Source organism: Acinetobacter sp. ANC 4169, assembly GCF_002135355.1.
In the GTDB taxonomy this organism is placed as follows: Bacteria; Pseudomonadota; Gammaproteobacteria; order Pseudomonadales; family Moraxellaceae; genus Acinetobacter.
Window position 1 is genome coordinate 89548 of sequence record NZ_NEGE01000012.1, and the last position, 15942, is coordinate 105489.

General features: G+C 38.9%; 20 protein-coding genes and 1 pseudogene. 17 read left to right on the top strand and 4 right to left on the bottom strand.

Going from position 1 to position 15942, the window contains the following annotated elements:
* Positions 1-14: 14 nt before the first annotated feature.
* Complete coding sequence (locus B9T26_RS10565) at positions 15-1265, top strand: YncE family protein (protein WP_086199711.1); 1251 nt, start codon at positions 15-17, stop codon at positions 1263-1265.
* Positions 1266-1348: 83 nt separating this feature from the next.
* Positions 1349-1819, top strand: a complete 471-nt coding sequence (locus tag B9T26_RS10570; protein WP_086199660.1) for a hypothetical protein — start codon at positions 1349-1351, stop codon at positions 1817-1819.
* A gap of 198 nt (positions 1820-2017) precedes the next feature.
* Here B9T26_RS10570 and B9T26_RS10575 read toward each other — a convergent pair.
* Positions 2018-2218, bottom strand: a pseudogene (locus tag B9T26_RS10575) (subtype I-F CRISPR-associated endonuclease Cas1); the annotation flags it as partial.
* Between the two features lie 1062 nt (positions 2219-3280).
* On the opposite strand from B9T26_RS10575, the gene B9T26_RS10580 reads away from it, so the two are divergent.
* From B9T26_RS10580 to B9T26_RS10590, 3 genes are all read left to right on the top strand, one after another.
* Complete coding sequence (locus B9T26_RS10580) at positions 3281-3583, top strand: type II toxin-antitoxin system RelE/ParE family toxin (RefSeq protein WP_086199712.1); 303 nt, start codon at positions 3281-3283, stop codon at positions 3581-3583.
* The gene (locus B9T26_RS10585) at positions 3584-3865 is read left to right on the top strand and encodes an addiction module antidote protein (protein ID WP_086199661.1); all 282 of its coding nucleotides are present in this window, start codon (positions 3584-3586) and stop codon (positions 3863-3865) included. It begins immediately after the preceding gene.
* 453 nt (positions 3866-4318) lie between these two features.
* On the top strand, positions 4319-4735 hold the full coding sequence (locus B9T26_RS10590; RefSeq protein ID WP_086199662.1) for a hypothetical protein: 417 nt from the start codon (positions 4319-4321) through the stop codon (positions 4733-4735).
* Positions 4736-4759: 24 nt separating this feature from the next.
* Here the strand turns inward: B9T26_RS10590 and B9T26_RS10595 are convergent, their stop codons facing one another.
* The 3 genes from B9T26_RS10595 to B9T26_RS10605 all read right to left on the bottom strand — a co-directional run bounded on the left by B9T26_RS10595 (position 4760) and on the right by B9T26_RS10605 (position 8462).
* Positions 4760-5080, bottom strand: coding sequence for a hypothetical protein (locus tag B9T26_RS10595; protein WP_086199663.1), 321 nt, complete (start codon positions 5078-5080; stop codon positions 4760-4762).
* 533 nt (positions 5081-5613) lie between these two features.
* Positions 5614-6684 (bottom strand): phage portal protein, encoded by a 1071-nt coding sequence (locus B9T26_RS10600; RefSeq protein ID WP_086199664.1) that lies wholly within the window; start codon positions 6682-6684, stop codon positions 5614-5616.
* A complete protein-coding gene (locus B9T26_RS10605) occupies positions 6681-8462 on the bottom strand; it encodes a terminase large subunit domain-containing protein (protein WP_086199665.1) in 1782 nt (593 codons plus the stop codon). Before B9T26_RS10605 ends, B9T26_RS10600 begins: the two co-directional genes overlap by 4 nt.
* Positions 8463-8600: 138 nt before the next feature.
* On the opposite strand from B9T26_RS10605, the gene B9T26_RS10610 reads away from it, so the two are divergent.
* The 12 genes from B9T26_RS10610 (at position 8601) to B9T26_RS10665 (ending at position 15933) form a co-directional block, all read left to right on the top strand.
* On the top strand, positions 8601-9482 hold the full coding sequence (locus B9T26_RS10610) for a GPO family capsid scaffolding protein (RefSeq protein WP_086199666.1): 882 nt from the start codon (positions 8601-8603) through the stop codon (positions 9480-9482).
* Positions 9483-9504: 22 nt separating this feature from the next.
* Positions 9505-10533, top strand: a complete 1029-nt coding sequence (locus B9T26_RS10615; protein WP_086199667.1) for a phage major capsid protein, P2 family — start codon at positions 9505-9507, stop codon at positions 10531-10533.
* A complete protein-coding gene (gene gpM / locus B9T26_RS10620) occupies positions 10533-11381 on the top strand; it encodes a phage terminase small subunit (protein WP_086199668.1) in 849 nt (282 codons plus the stop codon). Before B9T26_RS10615 ends, gpM begins: the two co-directional genes overlap by 1 nt.
* Positions 11382-11386: 5 nt before the next feature.
* Positions 11387-11785, top strand: a complete 399-nt coding sequence (locus tag B9T26_RS10625) for a head completion/stabilization protein (RefSeq protein WP_086199669.1) — start codon at positions 11387-11389, stop codon at positions 11783-11785.
* On the top strand, positions 11782-11985 hold the full coding sequence (locus B9T26_RS10630; protein ID WP_086199670.1) for a tail protein X: 204 nt from the start codon (positions 11782-11784) through the stop codon (positions 11983-11985). Before B9T26_RS10625 ends, B9T26_RS10630 begins: the two co-directional genes overlap by 4 nt.
* Positions 11986-11999: 14 nt before the next feature.
* Positions 12000-12371 (top strand): hypothetical protein, encoded by a 372-nt coding sequence (locus B9T26_RS10635; RefSeq protein WP_086199671.1) that lies wholly within the window; start codon positions 12000-12002, stop codon positions 12369-12371.
* Positions 12372-12381: 10 nt separating this feature from the next.
* The gene (locus B9T26_RS10640) at positions 12382-12972 is read left to right on the top strand and encodes an N-acetylmuramidase family protein (RefSeq protein ID WP_086199672.1); all 591 of its coding nucleotides are present in this window, start codon (positions 12382-12384) and stop codon (positions 12970-12972) included.
* 3 nt (positions 12973-12975) lie between these two features.
* Entirely contained in the window at positions 12976-13371 is a 396-nt protein-coding gene (locus B9T26_RS10645) for a phage tail protein (protein ID WP_086199673.1), read from the top strand.
* Positions 13371-13811 (top strand): phage virion morphogenesis protein, encoded by a 441-nt coding sequence (locus tag B9T26_RS10650; protein WP_086199674.1) that lies wholly within the window; start codon positions 13371-13373, stop codon positions 13809-13811. Before B9T26_RS10645 ends, B9T26_RS10650 begins: the two co-directional genes overlap by 1 nt.
* Positions 13812-14210: 399 nt before the next feature.
* The gene (locus B9T26_RS10655; protein WP_086199675.1) at positions 14211-14693 is read left to right on the top strand and encodes a type II toxin-antitoxin system YafO family toxin; all 483 of its coding nucleotides are present in this window, start codon (positions 14211-14213) and stop codon (positions 14691-14693) included.
* Positions 14694-14939: 246 nt separating this feature from the next.
* On the top strand, positions 14940-15053 hold the full coding sequence (locus B9T26_RS16000) for a Com family DNA-binding transcriptional regulator (RefSeq protein WP_086199676.1): 114 nt from the start codon (positions 14940-14942) through the stop codon (positions 15051-15053).
* 43 nt (positions 15054-15096) lie between these two features.
* Positions 15097-15933: a DNA adenine methylase gene (locus B9T26_RS10665; protein ID WP_086199677.1), complete on the top strand. Its 837-nt coding sequence runs from the start codon at positions 15097-15099 to the stop codon at positions 15931-15933.
* Positions 15934-15942 lie beyond the last annotated feature (9 nt).

Genomic DNA, 15942 nt, shown 5'->3' on the forward strand with positions numbered 1-15942 from the left:
CGGAGAATAATGATATGAAAAACAAAAATCTTTTCCTCAAATGGAGTGTCAATGCGTTATTTACATCAATCGCATTCACATCCCTAAATAGCAATGCCGCAACATCGGTAGTGCCTGCCCCGGCGAATAGTCAGCAAGTCTTTTTTGTTGGCAACAACTGGGATGGAACGGTAACGGTGATTCGTTCTAATCAGGATTATAAAAAAATCGGTGTCATCAATATGATCCCTGATCGCAAAGAGCGTTTGCTGGAAATCCACCTCAATCCAGTTAAACTGATTGCCTATACGTATATTCAGTCCACCGCTGGTGAAGGTCATGATCAGCTTGTAGATGATATGTACTCTACGCCAGATGGTAAATCAGTAGTGGCATCTCGTCCAAGTTTTGCCGATGTAGTTTCTATTAATATTGCGACCGGAAAAATCAACTGGCGTGCCCCTGTAGAGGGCTTCCGTGCCGATCATATGGCAGTTTCTCCAGATGGTCAGCGCTTAGCTGTATCGGCATCTTCGGGCAATGTGGTTCATGTGCTGGATATCAACACCGGTAAAGAGTTAGGACGTTTTGCAACAGGCGACAAACCGCACGAAAATATTTTCTTTAACGGCGGCACAAAAATTCTAAACTCGGCCATTGGTAATGTGGAAACGTCTATGGATGCTGCATGGCAAGATTTCACCAAAGGCAAACGAGTCCTCACCATTGCTGATGCCAATACTTTTAAAGTCCTCAAAACCATTGATTTCCGTCCGGCGCTAGATGCGGTAGGCCGTAAAGATTTATCCAATGCTGTGCGTCCAATTGTGTTTAGCAAGGATGAATCTAAAATTTATGCGCAAGTTTCATTTTTTAACGGCTTGATCGAGTATGACCTGAATCAGGATAAAATCACCCGCATTGGCCAGCTTCCTGGCAGCTCTACCATTCCCTCTGACCGGACAAAATATGTAAATGACTCCCGTCATCATGGATTATCCATCAGTGCTGATGGGGAGAAATTATGTGTGGCAGGCACTATGGATGACTATGCCACCATTGTCGATCGTTCAACCTTGAAAGCTGGCAAGCTGATAGCTGCAGGCAAACCCTACTGGGCAACACAAAGTCCGGACGGAAAAAGTTGCGTGATTTCAGAGAGCGCAAATGATGTGGTTACCGTAATTGATTTTGCAACGGGTGAAAAAGTGCTGAGTGTTCCTGTAGGCAATCATCCACAACGTGTGCGTATCGGTTATGCACCTGCGGGCTGGTCGACACCTTAACTGTTTGTTTTTTATAAATCGTACAGACCTGATCTTAAGATTGGGTCTGCTTTTAATTTAAATGCAAGAGCAGGATTTCTGGTATGGATCGCAGCATACGACTTGGTCTTATTATCGGCTTTATTGTGACCTTGTTACTCATCATTGTGGTTTATCTATTTAAACCGCTCCCCCCAACTCTACCAAATACAGCAAAACCGAAAGAAAAGCCAATTCCAACTAAAACTACTTTAGAAAAAAAAGCAGTCCTTAGCGCACCAGCTCAAGCCAATCCAGTAGCGGTATCAAATCAGGCAGAACTCATTCAACAACGTGACCGACTGTATCAAGATTTCGCAGGAATTAGCGATGCTTTGAGTCATGGACAGCAACCCGATTTACGTCAGGTGAGCCAAATGTTGGAACAGCAAAAACAGCTGGTCAAAACAGGTACAGTTGCTGCAGATGAAGCCATTTCATATTGCCAGTTCTTAAAACAGATTTTGCCTGCAATGGAACATCAGATTGATCAATATATTATAGAGTTAGAACAACTTAAGCGCAGTTCGATATAAAAATGAAGGAATTTTCTGAAGAGTTTTAAATGTAATCTTGAGCTATGTCTGGCAATGAACTGTTAAGACGTCAGCTCCAAAATCGTACCTCTTTTAAGCTGCCTACATGGCAGTAAACTCTTTTTCTGACCACCTTGACCTGCGTTTTATTTTCTAAGCTGCCTACATGGCAGTGAACTCGTAATCTTCAAATTCGTGGGTAATGGAGGTTCCCGTGCCCAGCATAATGACTGTGGTATTGGCGATGGGGATATTCCAATACTGATTTTCATTTTTTGCTTCGGTCAGATATAACACTCGACCATCTTTTTGCATGACGCGTGCGTGTTCTAGATAATAGAGATTTGCTCGCTTAGAATGCAAGATCGCTTTTAAATCAGAAGGATTCAGTTGTTCCATTTTTATTAATTTTCGGAAATTATTTTTTTCAGTATAGTAAATTCAATAACTTATGCAATTCGACTAAAATACAATTACGACAAACTATGTCGCTCATGTGCAACTCACTCAATATCAAAATTTTAGGCATAAAAAAAGCAGATTCAAAAAGAATCTGCTTATTAAAATCTTGGTAGGTATAAGCAGACTCGAACTGCTGACCTCTACGATGTCAAAGACAATGCAACTTAAATAACATCAAAAACTTAAATTCTGCCTGACGTATATTTGTCGCATTCCATCTTGTTTAACATCAATATAAACGTCATACAATCAGTATGTTCAATAGAAGCATGGTGCCATTTATTAGCAAAATATATTTGCAGGATTGAACAAATATTTTATATACCTACATTATCGTAATCTAAAATTTCACATCATAAAAAAAACAGGTTACTAAAGTTACTAATTATTAAAACAATAGTTATCTATATGTATTTATTTAATTTTAAGGTATTTTATAAAAGTTACTTCTAGGTTACTTTTGAGTTACGAGTAACCCGTTTTTTAGGTTACCAGTAGTAACCTATTAAGTATATGTTTTTAATATATTAATTAATTTTTAAAAAGTATTGGTAACCCTTGGTAACCTAATAAAAGTTACCATTTTTTATATTATAAATTAATAACTTAGATATTATTTTTAATATCGGTAACCTAAATTGAACTTTTATTTTTGGACTTATAAAATTCATTAAATAGTTCGATTTATTCTATATCTTTCAATTTGCATCAGACCGCATCACTTTGCATCAATTCCAATGTCTTCATATTCCCTCAAAGGCTTTGATAGCTTTGGTCTGAGCTATTTTTAGCACTGCATCAAAATAATGACTTTTAGTAAAAGCGCGCAGGCGGGAGGGAACTGCGTTTGGCTAAGCGACACCTGCCCCTCCTAATTTAAATAGAGTGAAAATAAGATCTACTAGATGTATTGAACTTGACCAGGTAAAAATAATTAATTCTACGGGGGAATAACACAAAAAAATTGACACAATGTATCTTATAAGATACATTTTTCTTATGTACTCAATATATACCACAGAAGTCTTTGATAGTTGGTTTGATAAGTTAAAAGACCAACAAGCTAAAAGACGAATACAAGTTCGGATTGATCGGGTAGAAGATGGAAATTTTGGAGATACTGAGCCTGTCGGTGAAGGGGTATCTGAGTTACGTTTCTTCTTTGGACCTGGATATAGAGTTTATTACTGCAAACAAGGGCAAAGAATTATTATCTTATTAGCTGGTGGAGATAAAGCCACTCAAAGTAAAGATATAAAACTAGCTTTACAGTTAGCAAAAGACTTGGAAGAGGAGCTATAAATGGCTGTTAAACTTCGTAAGTGGGATAGTGCTGAACACCTTAAAACAGAAGATGATATGCAAGCTTACTTACAAGCATGCATAGAAGAATCTAATGGTGATGCAGCATTTATCGCTAAAGCTCTAGGAAACATTGCAAAAGCTAAAGGCATGACCCAACTAGCTAAAGATACAGGACTAGGTAGAGAAAGCCTTTACAAAGCACTTTCTGGCGATGTTAACCCTAGCTTTGATACCGTAATTAAAGTTGTAAAAGCACTTAATTTACGTCTAGCAATTTAACATTAAATATTCGATAAAAATGGGAGCTAGGCTCCCATTTTTGATTTCGTACAAAAGTGTATTATGTTAATTTTAGAAGAATTAAGTAATTATATTATTTTTAATTTCAGTAAAACTAATTTTATAATTCAAATAATTTATACTCATATTTTAAAAGTAAATCTAATTTTCCTGAATTAAATTCAACCAATCTCCCTCTTAATTATAATTTTAAAAAAATAATCAGTAAATTATACAAATTAAATAGGTCTCAAAATCAAAATTTTTTATTAAACATATAGACATATAATAATATATTAAATCTTAAAATTAAACTAAATTTAAATAATTTATATTAAAATAAAATTCATATATAAAACTCACAAATATTAATATTCAAAAAAAATATTGATAATACAATATATTGATTACTCATTAAATGAGTAATCAAATCAAGTATTGAGGAGTATGCAAATGAAAGATTTAACAATTCCTTCTGATATATGGAATCCATTATCAGAGGATGATAAAGCTTCTATCAAAGATGTTTTAGTAAATTCCAATACAATCACTCAGGATACTAATATTGTTGGTGATTCTTTATTAAAGTTAGAGGATTTTCTTGGTGATGATTCTCCATTAACATTAGATAATATTCATGGTGATGATTCTCCATTAACATTAGATAATATTCAGAATTTTGGAATAAGAATAGACTGGCCAAAACTTCCTAACATCCCAGATCCCATAAAAGAGGCTTGTAAAGTATTATGTGATACGACGGCTGCTGCTGGATTTGCCGCTTGCGCAACCTTAAGTGGTGGTGCTGCTATTTTAGTTTGTCAAATAGCAGTTGAAGCCGCTCGAACAGAATGTAAAAACAGATGTTAATTTTTTAATAGAGTCTATCCTATTTTATTCCCTAGCAATGCATTGCCACGAAAAACTTCCTGATGGAAATATTCCATCAGGATCAGACTTTGAGCCTGTGCCAGAATCACCAATTTGTGTATGCTTTCCAAAATTTTCCAATTCGACAAGCGCACCTGCACCGCTCCCATGCAGATAAATTGTGGCTGTACCCCAATTTGCTACACTGCCATTCGTTAAGCTCATTGCATTACTTGGTTCACATGACCAAGTATCACTGCTTGGAAGAAGATTAAGACTGTCAATAATTGTGAGTGTCATAATATTGCCAACACTCTCACATTTCAAAGTATACGTAGTTGACATTGGATCACCTTTTTTATTTTTTCTTTATTTTAATTATTATAAGTGATTATTTCTTTACATCTAAAATTAATATAAATAAATATATTTCTATCTGTTACTGGGGTGAAAATCTTCTATTTAACACAATAGTGCTTATACGAAATTATTTTGTTAGAAATCATTTAAAGTGTCTATATTCTCACCAATAAAATTAATTTTTTTTAATCAGATTGAAACTTTTTCCAATGTTACCAATCTTCCCAAGGCAAAAATTACCCCCAATTTCTGCGTATAAAACCGGGACAGTTTTTAGCCAGCCTTGTAAGTATATGCTTACAACAATTCCGGCCCTTTGTGGCTATACGACCTGGCTGCAATTTCCTATGATGGATTTATAAGGAACAGGAAGTTCCACACAATAATAAGAACAATAATACGCACAAGGACAGTAAGGTACGACAGGAGTTATACCGAGCGAACCAATACGAAAAACCCTGGCATCCTGTCAGGGTTTTTTATGTAAAAATATTTTTATAAGGTATGAGTAGTTTTACCTACTCACTAGTAGATAAAAGCTCATAATCTTTAAACTGAATGACCTCTACCCTAAGTCGCTCATTGATCTGTTTCAATAGGTTTTGATAATAGACAATTTCATTGTAATAAAAAACTTTCGCGGCTTTTTCTACATCACCAAAACCACCTGCATTTTGTGGTACCACGCCAATGAGCTGTGGCGGAATGCGATGTCCTGCCAACTGGTCATCACGACTGGCGATCTTAATATTATAAAACTCATCTTTAGCAGCCACCTCAGCCAGAGGAATAACATTCACCCCTTTTTCTTTTCCTCCTGGTGTATAGAGTAATAAGTTTTTAAAGTTACCTGCCCCTTTGGAGTTTTCTAAAGCATCTTCTAATGCATCCACATCATCTTGAGTTTGTAATGCATCAGTCATGTGAAGAATGAAACCGGCATGAGCCCCATTTTTATAATAGCGTCGACGGAATAAGGTAGCAGATTCATTCAGTAAAATCGCATTCACGCTGCTTAAATAATTTGGGACTCCATACACCTCCTGCCCAATATCTGATTCAAATAAATGAATCATGTCTTGTGGTAAAAATTTGTGGTTTTTGGTCTGGTCATAATCCAGTTGAAAGTAGCTTTCCAAATCCAGACCACGACGCATATTTAATGCAGGTCGAGATCCGAGTCCAATTATTCCCCCAAAACGATTTCTTTTGATATGCACATAGCAGTTTGCAAAAGTCAGAAGGTTCAGGGCTAATGCATTAAATTCATGACGGCTTAACCAAGGATGAGGAATAAAATCGCTGGTTAAGATATTGCGCTTCACAATTAAGGCACTGGTGTGGTGGCTGGTTGCCCGGAACAGTTTGGCAGTGGCCAACATGTCGTAGGGCAAGTCATACCAGTCTTGCCATTTTGGACAATAGCCATATTCAAACAAAGCATGCCCATCCAGTACCGGTTCCGGCTGTCCAAAGTTACGACAAATAATTGAGCTCTTGGCTGATACTTCCGTCGGTGCCCCAGTTGAGGCTATAGCAAATGGACTAAACCGTTGCAGGGATTTAGGAATAAAATGATTTAAGTTCATGATTTGAATACTCGAATTCGGCTACGTTGTGCGCCTAGTTGGGATGCATCAGTGGTATCAATAATCGGAGCTTTCTCTAAACCGTTCATGATTGCCCATGCCATATCGCCATGACCATTTTCAGCGGATCGACTGGTAATGAGGGTTTTATTACCACCACCACTGGTGAGTGCTTTTTTAATTGAAAGAAAGGCTTTGGCTACAGTGGTGAGACCTGCATCAAAATGTAAACGTCTTTTTTGGAAAAGTTCTTTTGCCCGCAGCCCCATCCGAATTTTAAGTTCGGGGTTGTAATTCAAGCGTGTTAAAGCAGGGAAAAATTTAGCAACATGCTCCGCAACAGCAATACCATTACCGGTGTTGTCTATACCAATAAAGGTGACGTTATAGCGCCCACAGACCTTTTTAATGTAAAGCGCCTGTTCCTGTGCGGTCAGTCCTTTGAACTGTTTAACCTCTAGAATTCGGTACGGTTCTAGAGAAGTACGAGGTGGTGCAATCACGGCCAAGGCAGCATTGTCGCCGGTAAATGATGGGTCGTACCCCAACCAGACATCACCTTGATAGTGGGGTGTTTCATTGGGATGAAAATCATTCCAGACTTCCCATGAATCCACCATATTGGGAATGATATCTTTGAGTGGGAAATATGAACCTGAATCATCAATAAAATCACAATCAAACAGATTGGCAAACTCATCATCACCATATTCTGCAAGCAAGTCTTCACGATCAAATAAATCACAGCCTTTGGCTTCAGCATCATCTAAAGTGACAATCTGCCGAGTTTTGCGATCGGCACATTTCACAGGCATTTTTAATGCAACTTTATTGACATCAATTTCAATCGGTAATTTTCGTTTACTGTCTGTTCCCGTCCAAAAAGTATAGGCTTCATGCAAAATACTAGATGGCGTGGACATATAGATTTGCTTGTACATTTTTTGCGAAGCCATCGCACTGGCCACTTTTTTGAATTTCAGAAAATTACGAATCCAAAAAAACTCGTCCATGATGACATCACCATGTCGACCTTGAGCAGTCAGCGCATTTGTTCCTAGGTAATAAACAGTCGCTTGCCCATTAGGTCCGTTTATGACGATTGGATCTCCCGTCAGTTCAATCTCACAAATTTCAAGAACAAAGGCTTTGATATACTCAATAAATTGATAGGCCTGCGCTTTAGAGGCAGACATAAAGATTTTGTTTTTGCCTGTTTTGAGTAAATCAATCAGAGCCCATAATGCAAAAATATAGGTGGCACCGATCTGGCGGGATTTCAGCAAAATGAAAATTCGCGACCAGGATATGGCATTCATCCATTCCTGTTGATACAGATATAGATATTCTTCAAAGGCTTGTTCGAGTTTTTGTAAATCCTCTTCCGTAATCTGATTTTTCAGTTTTTTCTTACGTGGTTTATCATTACGATTTTCAAGTTTAGGATTGAGATCCGCTTGCGTTCCCCCTTCACGATAGCGCTCTATTCGTGCCCATCGTTCAAATTGAACACCGATAAAATCCATTTCTTTGTAATTTGCATTACTCTTATTATCCATAAAGGTCAGCGCCATATAACGGACTTTTAAACCCAAAGTCACGTCATCAAATAAATCGGCTTTTTCCCAGCCATCGCGCTGTTTCCAACTTTCAACCGTGGCTCTATTTTCTTCTATTTGTTTGGCAATTTCAGATACAGACATGCCCATCGCAAACAGGATTCTTCCATGTTGCCGGGAATTCATGAGATCAAATTGAATGGGTTGAGATGTATTCATGCCCTCAATGTTGCCGCATACAAAGAGTTTCTCGAAATGAAAAAATCCTGATTAAGCGTTAAACAGGATTCTGGTCGTTGCGACACATATCCACTTACAAGCAGACTGCATACATCAGAAATATAGATGGAAAATTGTATGGGACTTGCAGGTGAAGGGCGCGTTGAAAAACGCTTTCGAGTTGCACGTGAAGGTCAAACAGTCGATGGACGGGAACTCACTGGACAAGAAATTCAGCAAATGGGTTCAAGTTACAGTCTGGAAAAATATGGTGCACGAATCAATCTCGAGCATTTTTCTGGGTGGTCCCCCGAACCACCCTTCAATGCCTATGGCGACATCATCAAAGTTGAAGCCGTACAGGAAGATGGCAAGTGGTCACTTTATAACACCCTTTCTGCTCTACCCAATTTTGTGGCCATGAATAAAAACGGTCAGAAAATTTATCCATCGATTGAGTTTTATCGCAACTTTGCCGGGACAGGAATTGCCTATCAAGTGGGGCTTGGTTTGACGGATACCCCTGCTTCACTTGGTACAGAACCCATCAAATTTTCAGTTAATCAATTTGCCTTACGCACTCAACCCAATGCGGAGATTTATATGTCCATTCCGGCAGCACCGACTGAACAGAACAATTCTGTTCCCAATGATCAAAAAGGGTTTTTCGAGCAGTTAAAAACCATGCTTACACCAGGTCAACCCAAACCGGCAGCTCAGCCTGACGATTTTCAGGCTGTAGTTACCCAAGGCTTGGTCACTGCTTTATCGGGGATTAAAGAACTCAATGAAAAATTTAATGCTTTAACACCACCACCTGTTGTTGCCGCCCCTACAGCTCCGGTTACCCAAAATACGCAAGTACCTGCCACTCCGGAACAAGATCAACTAAGTCAGGCACTTGCTCCAATTTTACAGTCTATCCAATCTTTACAGACTCAACTCACCCAACTTTCAACAACGCCTGTCAACAATCCACCTGCTTCAAGCGGTGGGGATACTGACCAAGTTTCATACTAATTAAATAAGGAATTTTTCAATTATGGCAGTCGTTCTAAATCCCATTGCACGTACTAAACTTTCGTCATATATCGCAGATATTGCACGTGCAAATAATGTTGAAGATGCAAAACACACCTTTGCCGTTCAACCTGTACCTGAACAAAAAATTATTGCGGCTTATCAAGAAACAGCAGACTTTTTAAAGCAAATTAATATTTTCCCTGTTGATAATGCCAAAGGGGAAAAAATTGGTCTGCAAGTGGGGACGACCGTTGCAGGGACCACAGACACCCGGGTTAAAGCTCGCTCACCCGTTGCAGTCGGTTCACTAGATTTACTGGATGAGTATGATTGTACTCAAACCAACTATGACGTGGCGTATTACTGGTCATTACTGAATGCATGGAAGCATCATCCAGACTTTAAAACCAAACTCCAAGCGATGGTGATTAAAGCCATTGCTTTAGACAAACTGTGTATCGGTTTTAACGGATTATATCGTGCCCCAACCTCTGACCGTGTCGCCAACCCCCTTTTACAGGATGTAAAAAAAGGTTGGTTGCAAAAAATTCGTGATAACGCACCTGAGCAGCATTATGAAGGTGTCGATGGTGGCACCGGCCATTTGGTGATTAAAATTGGCGAAGCAAATGAGTTTAAAACCGTCGATGGGCTGGTTGAGTTTGCCGTAGAAGAATATATCGCTGAACAACATCGCGAAAGCGGATTAGTGGCTATTTGTGGCCGTGGCATTTTGAGTGATAAATACTTGCCATTGCTGAATACCATCCAAGATCCAACTGAACAGCTTGCAGCGCGAACAATTTATGCCAACAAGCAGCTCGGTACCTTACCGGCTTTACATGTACCCAAATTCCCGGCAAAAACGATTCTGATCACGACACCGGACAATCTTTCGATTTATATGCAGTCTGGCACGTTGGTTCGCTCTATTGTCGAACAGCCTGAATGGGATCGTGCAGTCGACTTCCAGTCCGTGAATGAAGATTTTGTGGTTGAAGACTATTCGAAATGTGTGCTGCTTGAAAACATTGAGGTAGAAGCCTAATGTCAAATTCCATGCGTCAAAGCCGTGAACGTAAACTGGCTGAGAAAGCTATTAAATCAGCTCAAAGCCAAGATCCGCGTTTACGCAAGAAAACAGTGATTATGGGCATTGATCCTGGTGCACCGGAAGCGGATCGAGCAGTCAGCTTGGCTCCAACCTCTCCAGCGGCAAATATTGAACTGCGTTTGTTCAATCACCTGAACGAGTTGCATGACACCAAATCAACACAGGAAAAAATTGCCAAAAAAACTGAATGGCTGCCTGAATATTTAGGTTATATCGATGGCTGCTTGGCAGTTTCTCCATCTGCACAAAATACTACACTTGTGACGTTAATGATTTGGGCCGTCGATGCCGGTGAATATGCTTTAGCTGTTCGTATCGCTGAATATACCCTTTTAAATGACATGGTCATGCCTGAAGGATATAGCAGAAATATTGCCGAATTTGTCACTGAACAATGTGCTGAAGATTTTAATAATGATCCAGAGCTCGCGATTGCACATGCTGAATTGATTAAACGAATCATTGAGCTGGGTGTCGGTGAACAAATGGTGGATCAGGCCCGTGCCAAAATTTATCGTGCTTTAGGGGATGCTTTAAAAGAAGCCCAACCGATCGAAGCACTCAATGCTTATAAAAATGCCTTGCGACTCAATAGTAAAGTCGGCTGTAAAAAAGAAGTAATAGCCCTGGAAAAACTATTGAATAAGCAAACAACCGGGTCGTCTCCCGACGCCACTGTCGGCTCGCAGGCTGATTCACCTACTGCCTTGGCAGCAGATGCGTCAGTTCCTGCGTCCACCGACTCTAATGAGTCTACCGACACAAGTTCGTCAGCGGAGTAAATGAAATGCTGTTAAACGCCTCTGTACCCAATAGCGAAGTCCAAAATCCTGATCCAGAACGCCCGAATGTCAGTATTAAAGATTTATTGGGTACGGTGCGTTTAGACCAGTCCAAGGGCGAACCTCTACTTACAGAAAAAATCCTGTTAGCGATGGACACCATCAATGACCAGGTCCTTTTACTGAAAATAGCAACTGAAACCCAAATTCGCAAATACAAACGTGCTGTCTGCTATGAAGCAGCAGCATTAATTGGTGAAGAGAATCTGGATTTCGACACAACAACAAATGGTCAATCACGTGGTGAAAATCAACAGGCAAAAGCGCAATCGCTACGTCGAATTGTAAATCACACCATTGCTGATCTGACGAATCGAAAACGTAACCGAGTCAAACTGGTATGAGTACAGTCAATGCCATACAGGGCGATACTTTAGATGCCATTGCATACCGTTATTTCAAAGACAATCCGGTGCAAGTCTTAGCTGCATTGATTGAATTAAATCCTGAGTTGCATGAAACATTTTTAGATGAGCATCAAACCGTTATTTTGCCTGAAGCGACTCAAGGACAAAGTACTCCCTCACTGAAACTTTGGGATTAACTTAGGGGAAACCAATGAATGATCCTATTTCCATAAAGGGATTACCATGGCTTTTAAAAATTATTGCAGCAATTCTCGGGGCAATTTTAGCGCTGATTTTAAGCGGTGATATCGATACTCAAGGGCGAATCAAAATTACCATCGGCGTGATTTTAAAATTTGCGATTAGTGTTGCCATTAGCTTATACGGTGGATCTGCTTTTATTGAATATTATGACCTCACCAAATATTCAATGCAGTCACAAGGTTTTGTGATGCTGATTTTTGCCGTATTTGGCATGTTGCTGATTGGTATCTGGTATCAATCTTTACAGCTGCTGAAAGGTAAAGCTTTGAATGAAATCATTGCTGAAGTAAAAGCAGCTTTCATTGCCATGTTTAAATAGGAAAAGAGAAATGTCAAAAAAACTCACTATTGAACAAATCCAGCAACAGGCCGAAAAACTGGGGATTGAAACTGCAGCTCTTCAAGCCATTCATGAAGTGGAATGTCAAGGTTCAGGATTCAATCCAGATAATACGCCGGTGATTTTATTTGAACGTCATGTTATGCGTCAGCGTTTAATGACCAATAAGCTTTTTAGCCTTGCCGAAAAGATGGCAATTAAACGACCAGACCTCTGTAATAAATCATCGGGTGCATATGGCCTATATTCCGCTCAACATGGCCGATTAGCAGCAGCTGCTGAATATCATCGTGAATCCGCCATTGAGTCCTGTTCATGGGGCATTGGTCAAGTGATGGGCTATCACTGGCAGTCCTTGGGCTATACTTCACTACAAGCATTTATCAATGCAATGTATAAAGATGAAGCCTCTCAACTTGATGCCATGTGCCGGTATATCACTGTAAATAATCTTATAAATGCCCTTAAAAACAAAGACTGGAAAGCTTTTGCACTTGGCTACAACGGCAAGGCTTATGCAAAAAATAATTACGATATCAAATTAGCAAATGCATATAAAAAATTTGCTGAAGGATCGTAAGTCATGCAAGCCTTAATTCCGCTAAAGCCCTATCTGCAAGAAAAACTACCCTTTATGACTGCAGATAAATGTCATCTGTTTATCGTAAATGGGACTCAGGCAAAGGGCTATATGGAATATACAGCTCGGCTATTATTTCTGGATTATCGCAGTGACCCGATTGAAGTGATTATGCTGATTCGGGAATGGCTCAAGTCTAAAAAACTGCATTTAGATGCAACAGGCCAAGATGTTCAAATTTCATTTAGCAGTGAAATTATTGATGCCAATACCTTTGATCTTGAGATTGATTTTCCACAACGCGATAAAATCGTGATGGATGAAAATGGGTACCATATTTGTCCTGAAATGGTCTGGAGCGATAAATTTGGAAAATTTGTACCTGCAGGAACTGAATAATGGATGCCTATGCAGGTTTAGAGCATTGGCTTGATCAGATTGCGCTGCGCCTTGAACCGGCACAGCGACGAGAACTGATGCGACGTCTGGCTCAAGGTCTAAGGGTACGTCATCGTGATCGAATCAAACTGCAGCGAGATCCAGATGGCCACCGATTTATTCCACGGAAACGTAATCAGATCGGAAATATAAAGCGTCAAGGCGATTTATTCCAAAATATCGGTAAAGAACTAAAAACTGAATATTCTGCAGATCATGCAACCGTTGGTTTTGGTGGAAGGACGGCTACCATCGCTGAAGTACATCAACAAGGTAAAACCATTAAGCCTAGTCGTTATGCAAAAGCCACCAACTATCCAATTCGTGCATTGGTTGGTTTTAATGAAGAAGATAAAAAGTGGATTGAATTAATAATTTTAGGCTTTATGACCATTAATTGATGCTAAATCCCTCTATTTGCAATTTTTTTATTTTCAGCATATTATGTAATTTGGTTTTTTAGTGAGGTACATTCCTATGGATTAAAATTCAGACAAGTGCTTAGCAATCAAGCATAAAAAATGATTGTAATACTTTAATATTAAAAAGTATTTTCGAAAACACCAAATCCAATATGGCGACTTTATGCACTAGTTTTACGCATATATAAGTTCGCAAAATGAGGTCATTATAAAATGACAACTATGAGTAAAAAAGTAAATTCACGCCCCAATCGTCAGCAAGTAAATAGAGAGGAAGCTTTGGTTAGGATTCGAATAGCACATTCTATTGCTGTTCAAAACACTGCCGAACTTGTAGCTAAGCGACAGGAGGCCAAATGTTAACTATGGAGATACCACTTGACACCAACACCTTTAACCATCCAGTTCCACGTTTCAGATAAACTTAAAAATAATCAAAATTACAATTTCATTTTAGAAGATTTTGAATACTATAAAGTAAATAGTAACGATAAAGAACATCCCCGACCTGCTAATCACTTCCAGCAAAAAACCGAAAGTACTTCATACTATTTTGGTCGTGACCGATTTGATACCAAAAACTATCAAGCACGAAAAGAAGAAATTCAACATGTACACTATCGTGAAGAAAATTCTGCATGGGAGTATTCTGATGGCTCCACAAAGCCTCAGTGGGAATGTACAAGTAATACATACCTTGTCTATTCGTACTTCAAGCACAATGGATGCAATTACTACTATTTAATTGATTTTATTGAAAAAAATGCACACAACAATGAAAATGCCATTTATAAAGAGTCTATTTCCAACTACCTAACTCAAGCGAAAACCTTTAGATTAAGTATCGTAAATACCCCTTGACAACCCCTTCCTGACAAAGTACGCATCTCGACCATCCACATGGTGGTCGAGACAGCATCTCGTTTATAAAACTATTGTAGACAAACTGCTAATTCAGCGGTTTTTTTACGTTTAAAGCTTTGATACTTTCTGAATAATTTCAGATTTATGAAATTCCTAATTAAACCTTAAACAGGATTGCATACCTCGCATCTTTAAAAAAAATTGCTCATGATTTCACCCTCTAACTTTTAACTCTAAACAAGAATGGTTGAACTTAGATGTAAATGCGGAAAATTACTGTGCCGCATAGAAAAACTCACAGTAAAACTTGAAATCAAATGCCCTCGATGTCGAGTGCTAAATCATTGGAACGCCTAGAGCGTAAGGTTAGATAGCCTAGAGCTACCAACGGAGTTGACACATGTCCCCGGAAACTAAACCTAACACTTTAAATCAGCCCACTTATAACGCTTCTGGTCGGTCTTTTTCTGGTTGGTTGGGTGGTAAATCACAACTGGCACGTACCATTATCGAGATGATGCCCGAACATAAGCATTACTGCGAAGTGTTTGGCGGTGCAGGTTGGGTTTTATTTAAGAAATCAGCGTCCACACTTGAAACCATCAATGATGTGAATGGGGATTTAATTAATCTATACCGGGTTTTCAAATATCATCCTGAGGCACTAGAAAAGGAATTTGAAACTCAGCTGATCAGTCGTGATGAATTTGAACGCTTAAAAGCCGAGAAGAATTCATCATTGACCGACATTCAACGCGCAGCGCGTTTTTATTACTTGCTACGCACCTGCTTTGGGGCAAAAGTTGCCGAGCCGAATTTCTTTTCTCATGTAGAACGTCCACCATCTTTGAAACTGGGTGATGACTTAAAAACTGTTCTTTCAGCAATTCATCAACGTCTGCAAAAAGTAACTATTGAAAATCGCAACTATGATGTTTTGATTCAAAAAATGGATCGTGAGGACACCTTGTTCTATCTAGATCCACCGTACTACAACTGTGAAAAGTATTATGGCAAAGATATTTTTAGCCGTGATGATTTCATTAAATTGTGTGAGTTACTGAAAAATATTAAAGGTAAATTTATTTTAAGCCTGAATGATGTACCGGAAGTACGCGAGTTATTTGATGGCTTTTATTTTCACACCAAACAAATCCGTTGGTCATTAAACAGCAAAACCCATGATGAAAATAACGGAAAAGAGCTGATTATTACCAATTTTAAAATTCCTGATTAAGCGTTAAAC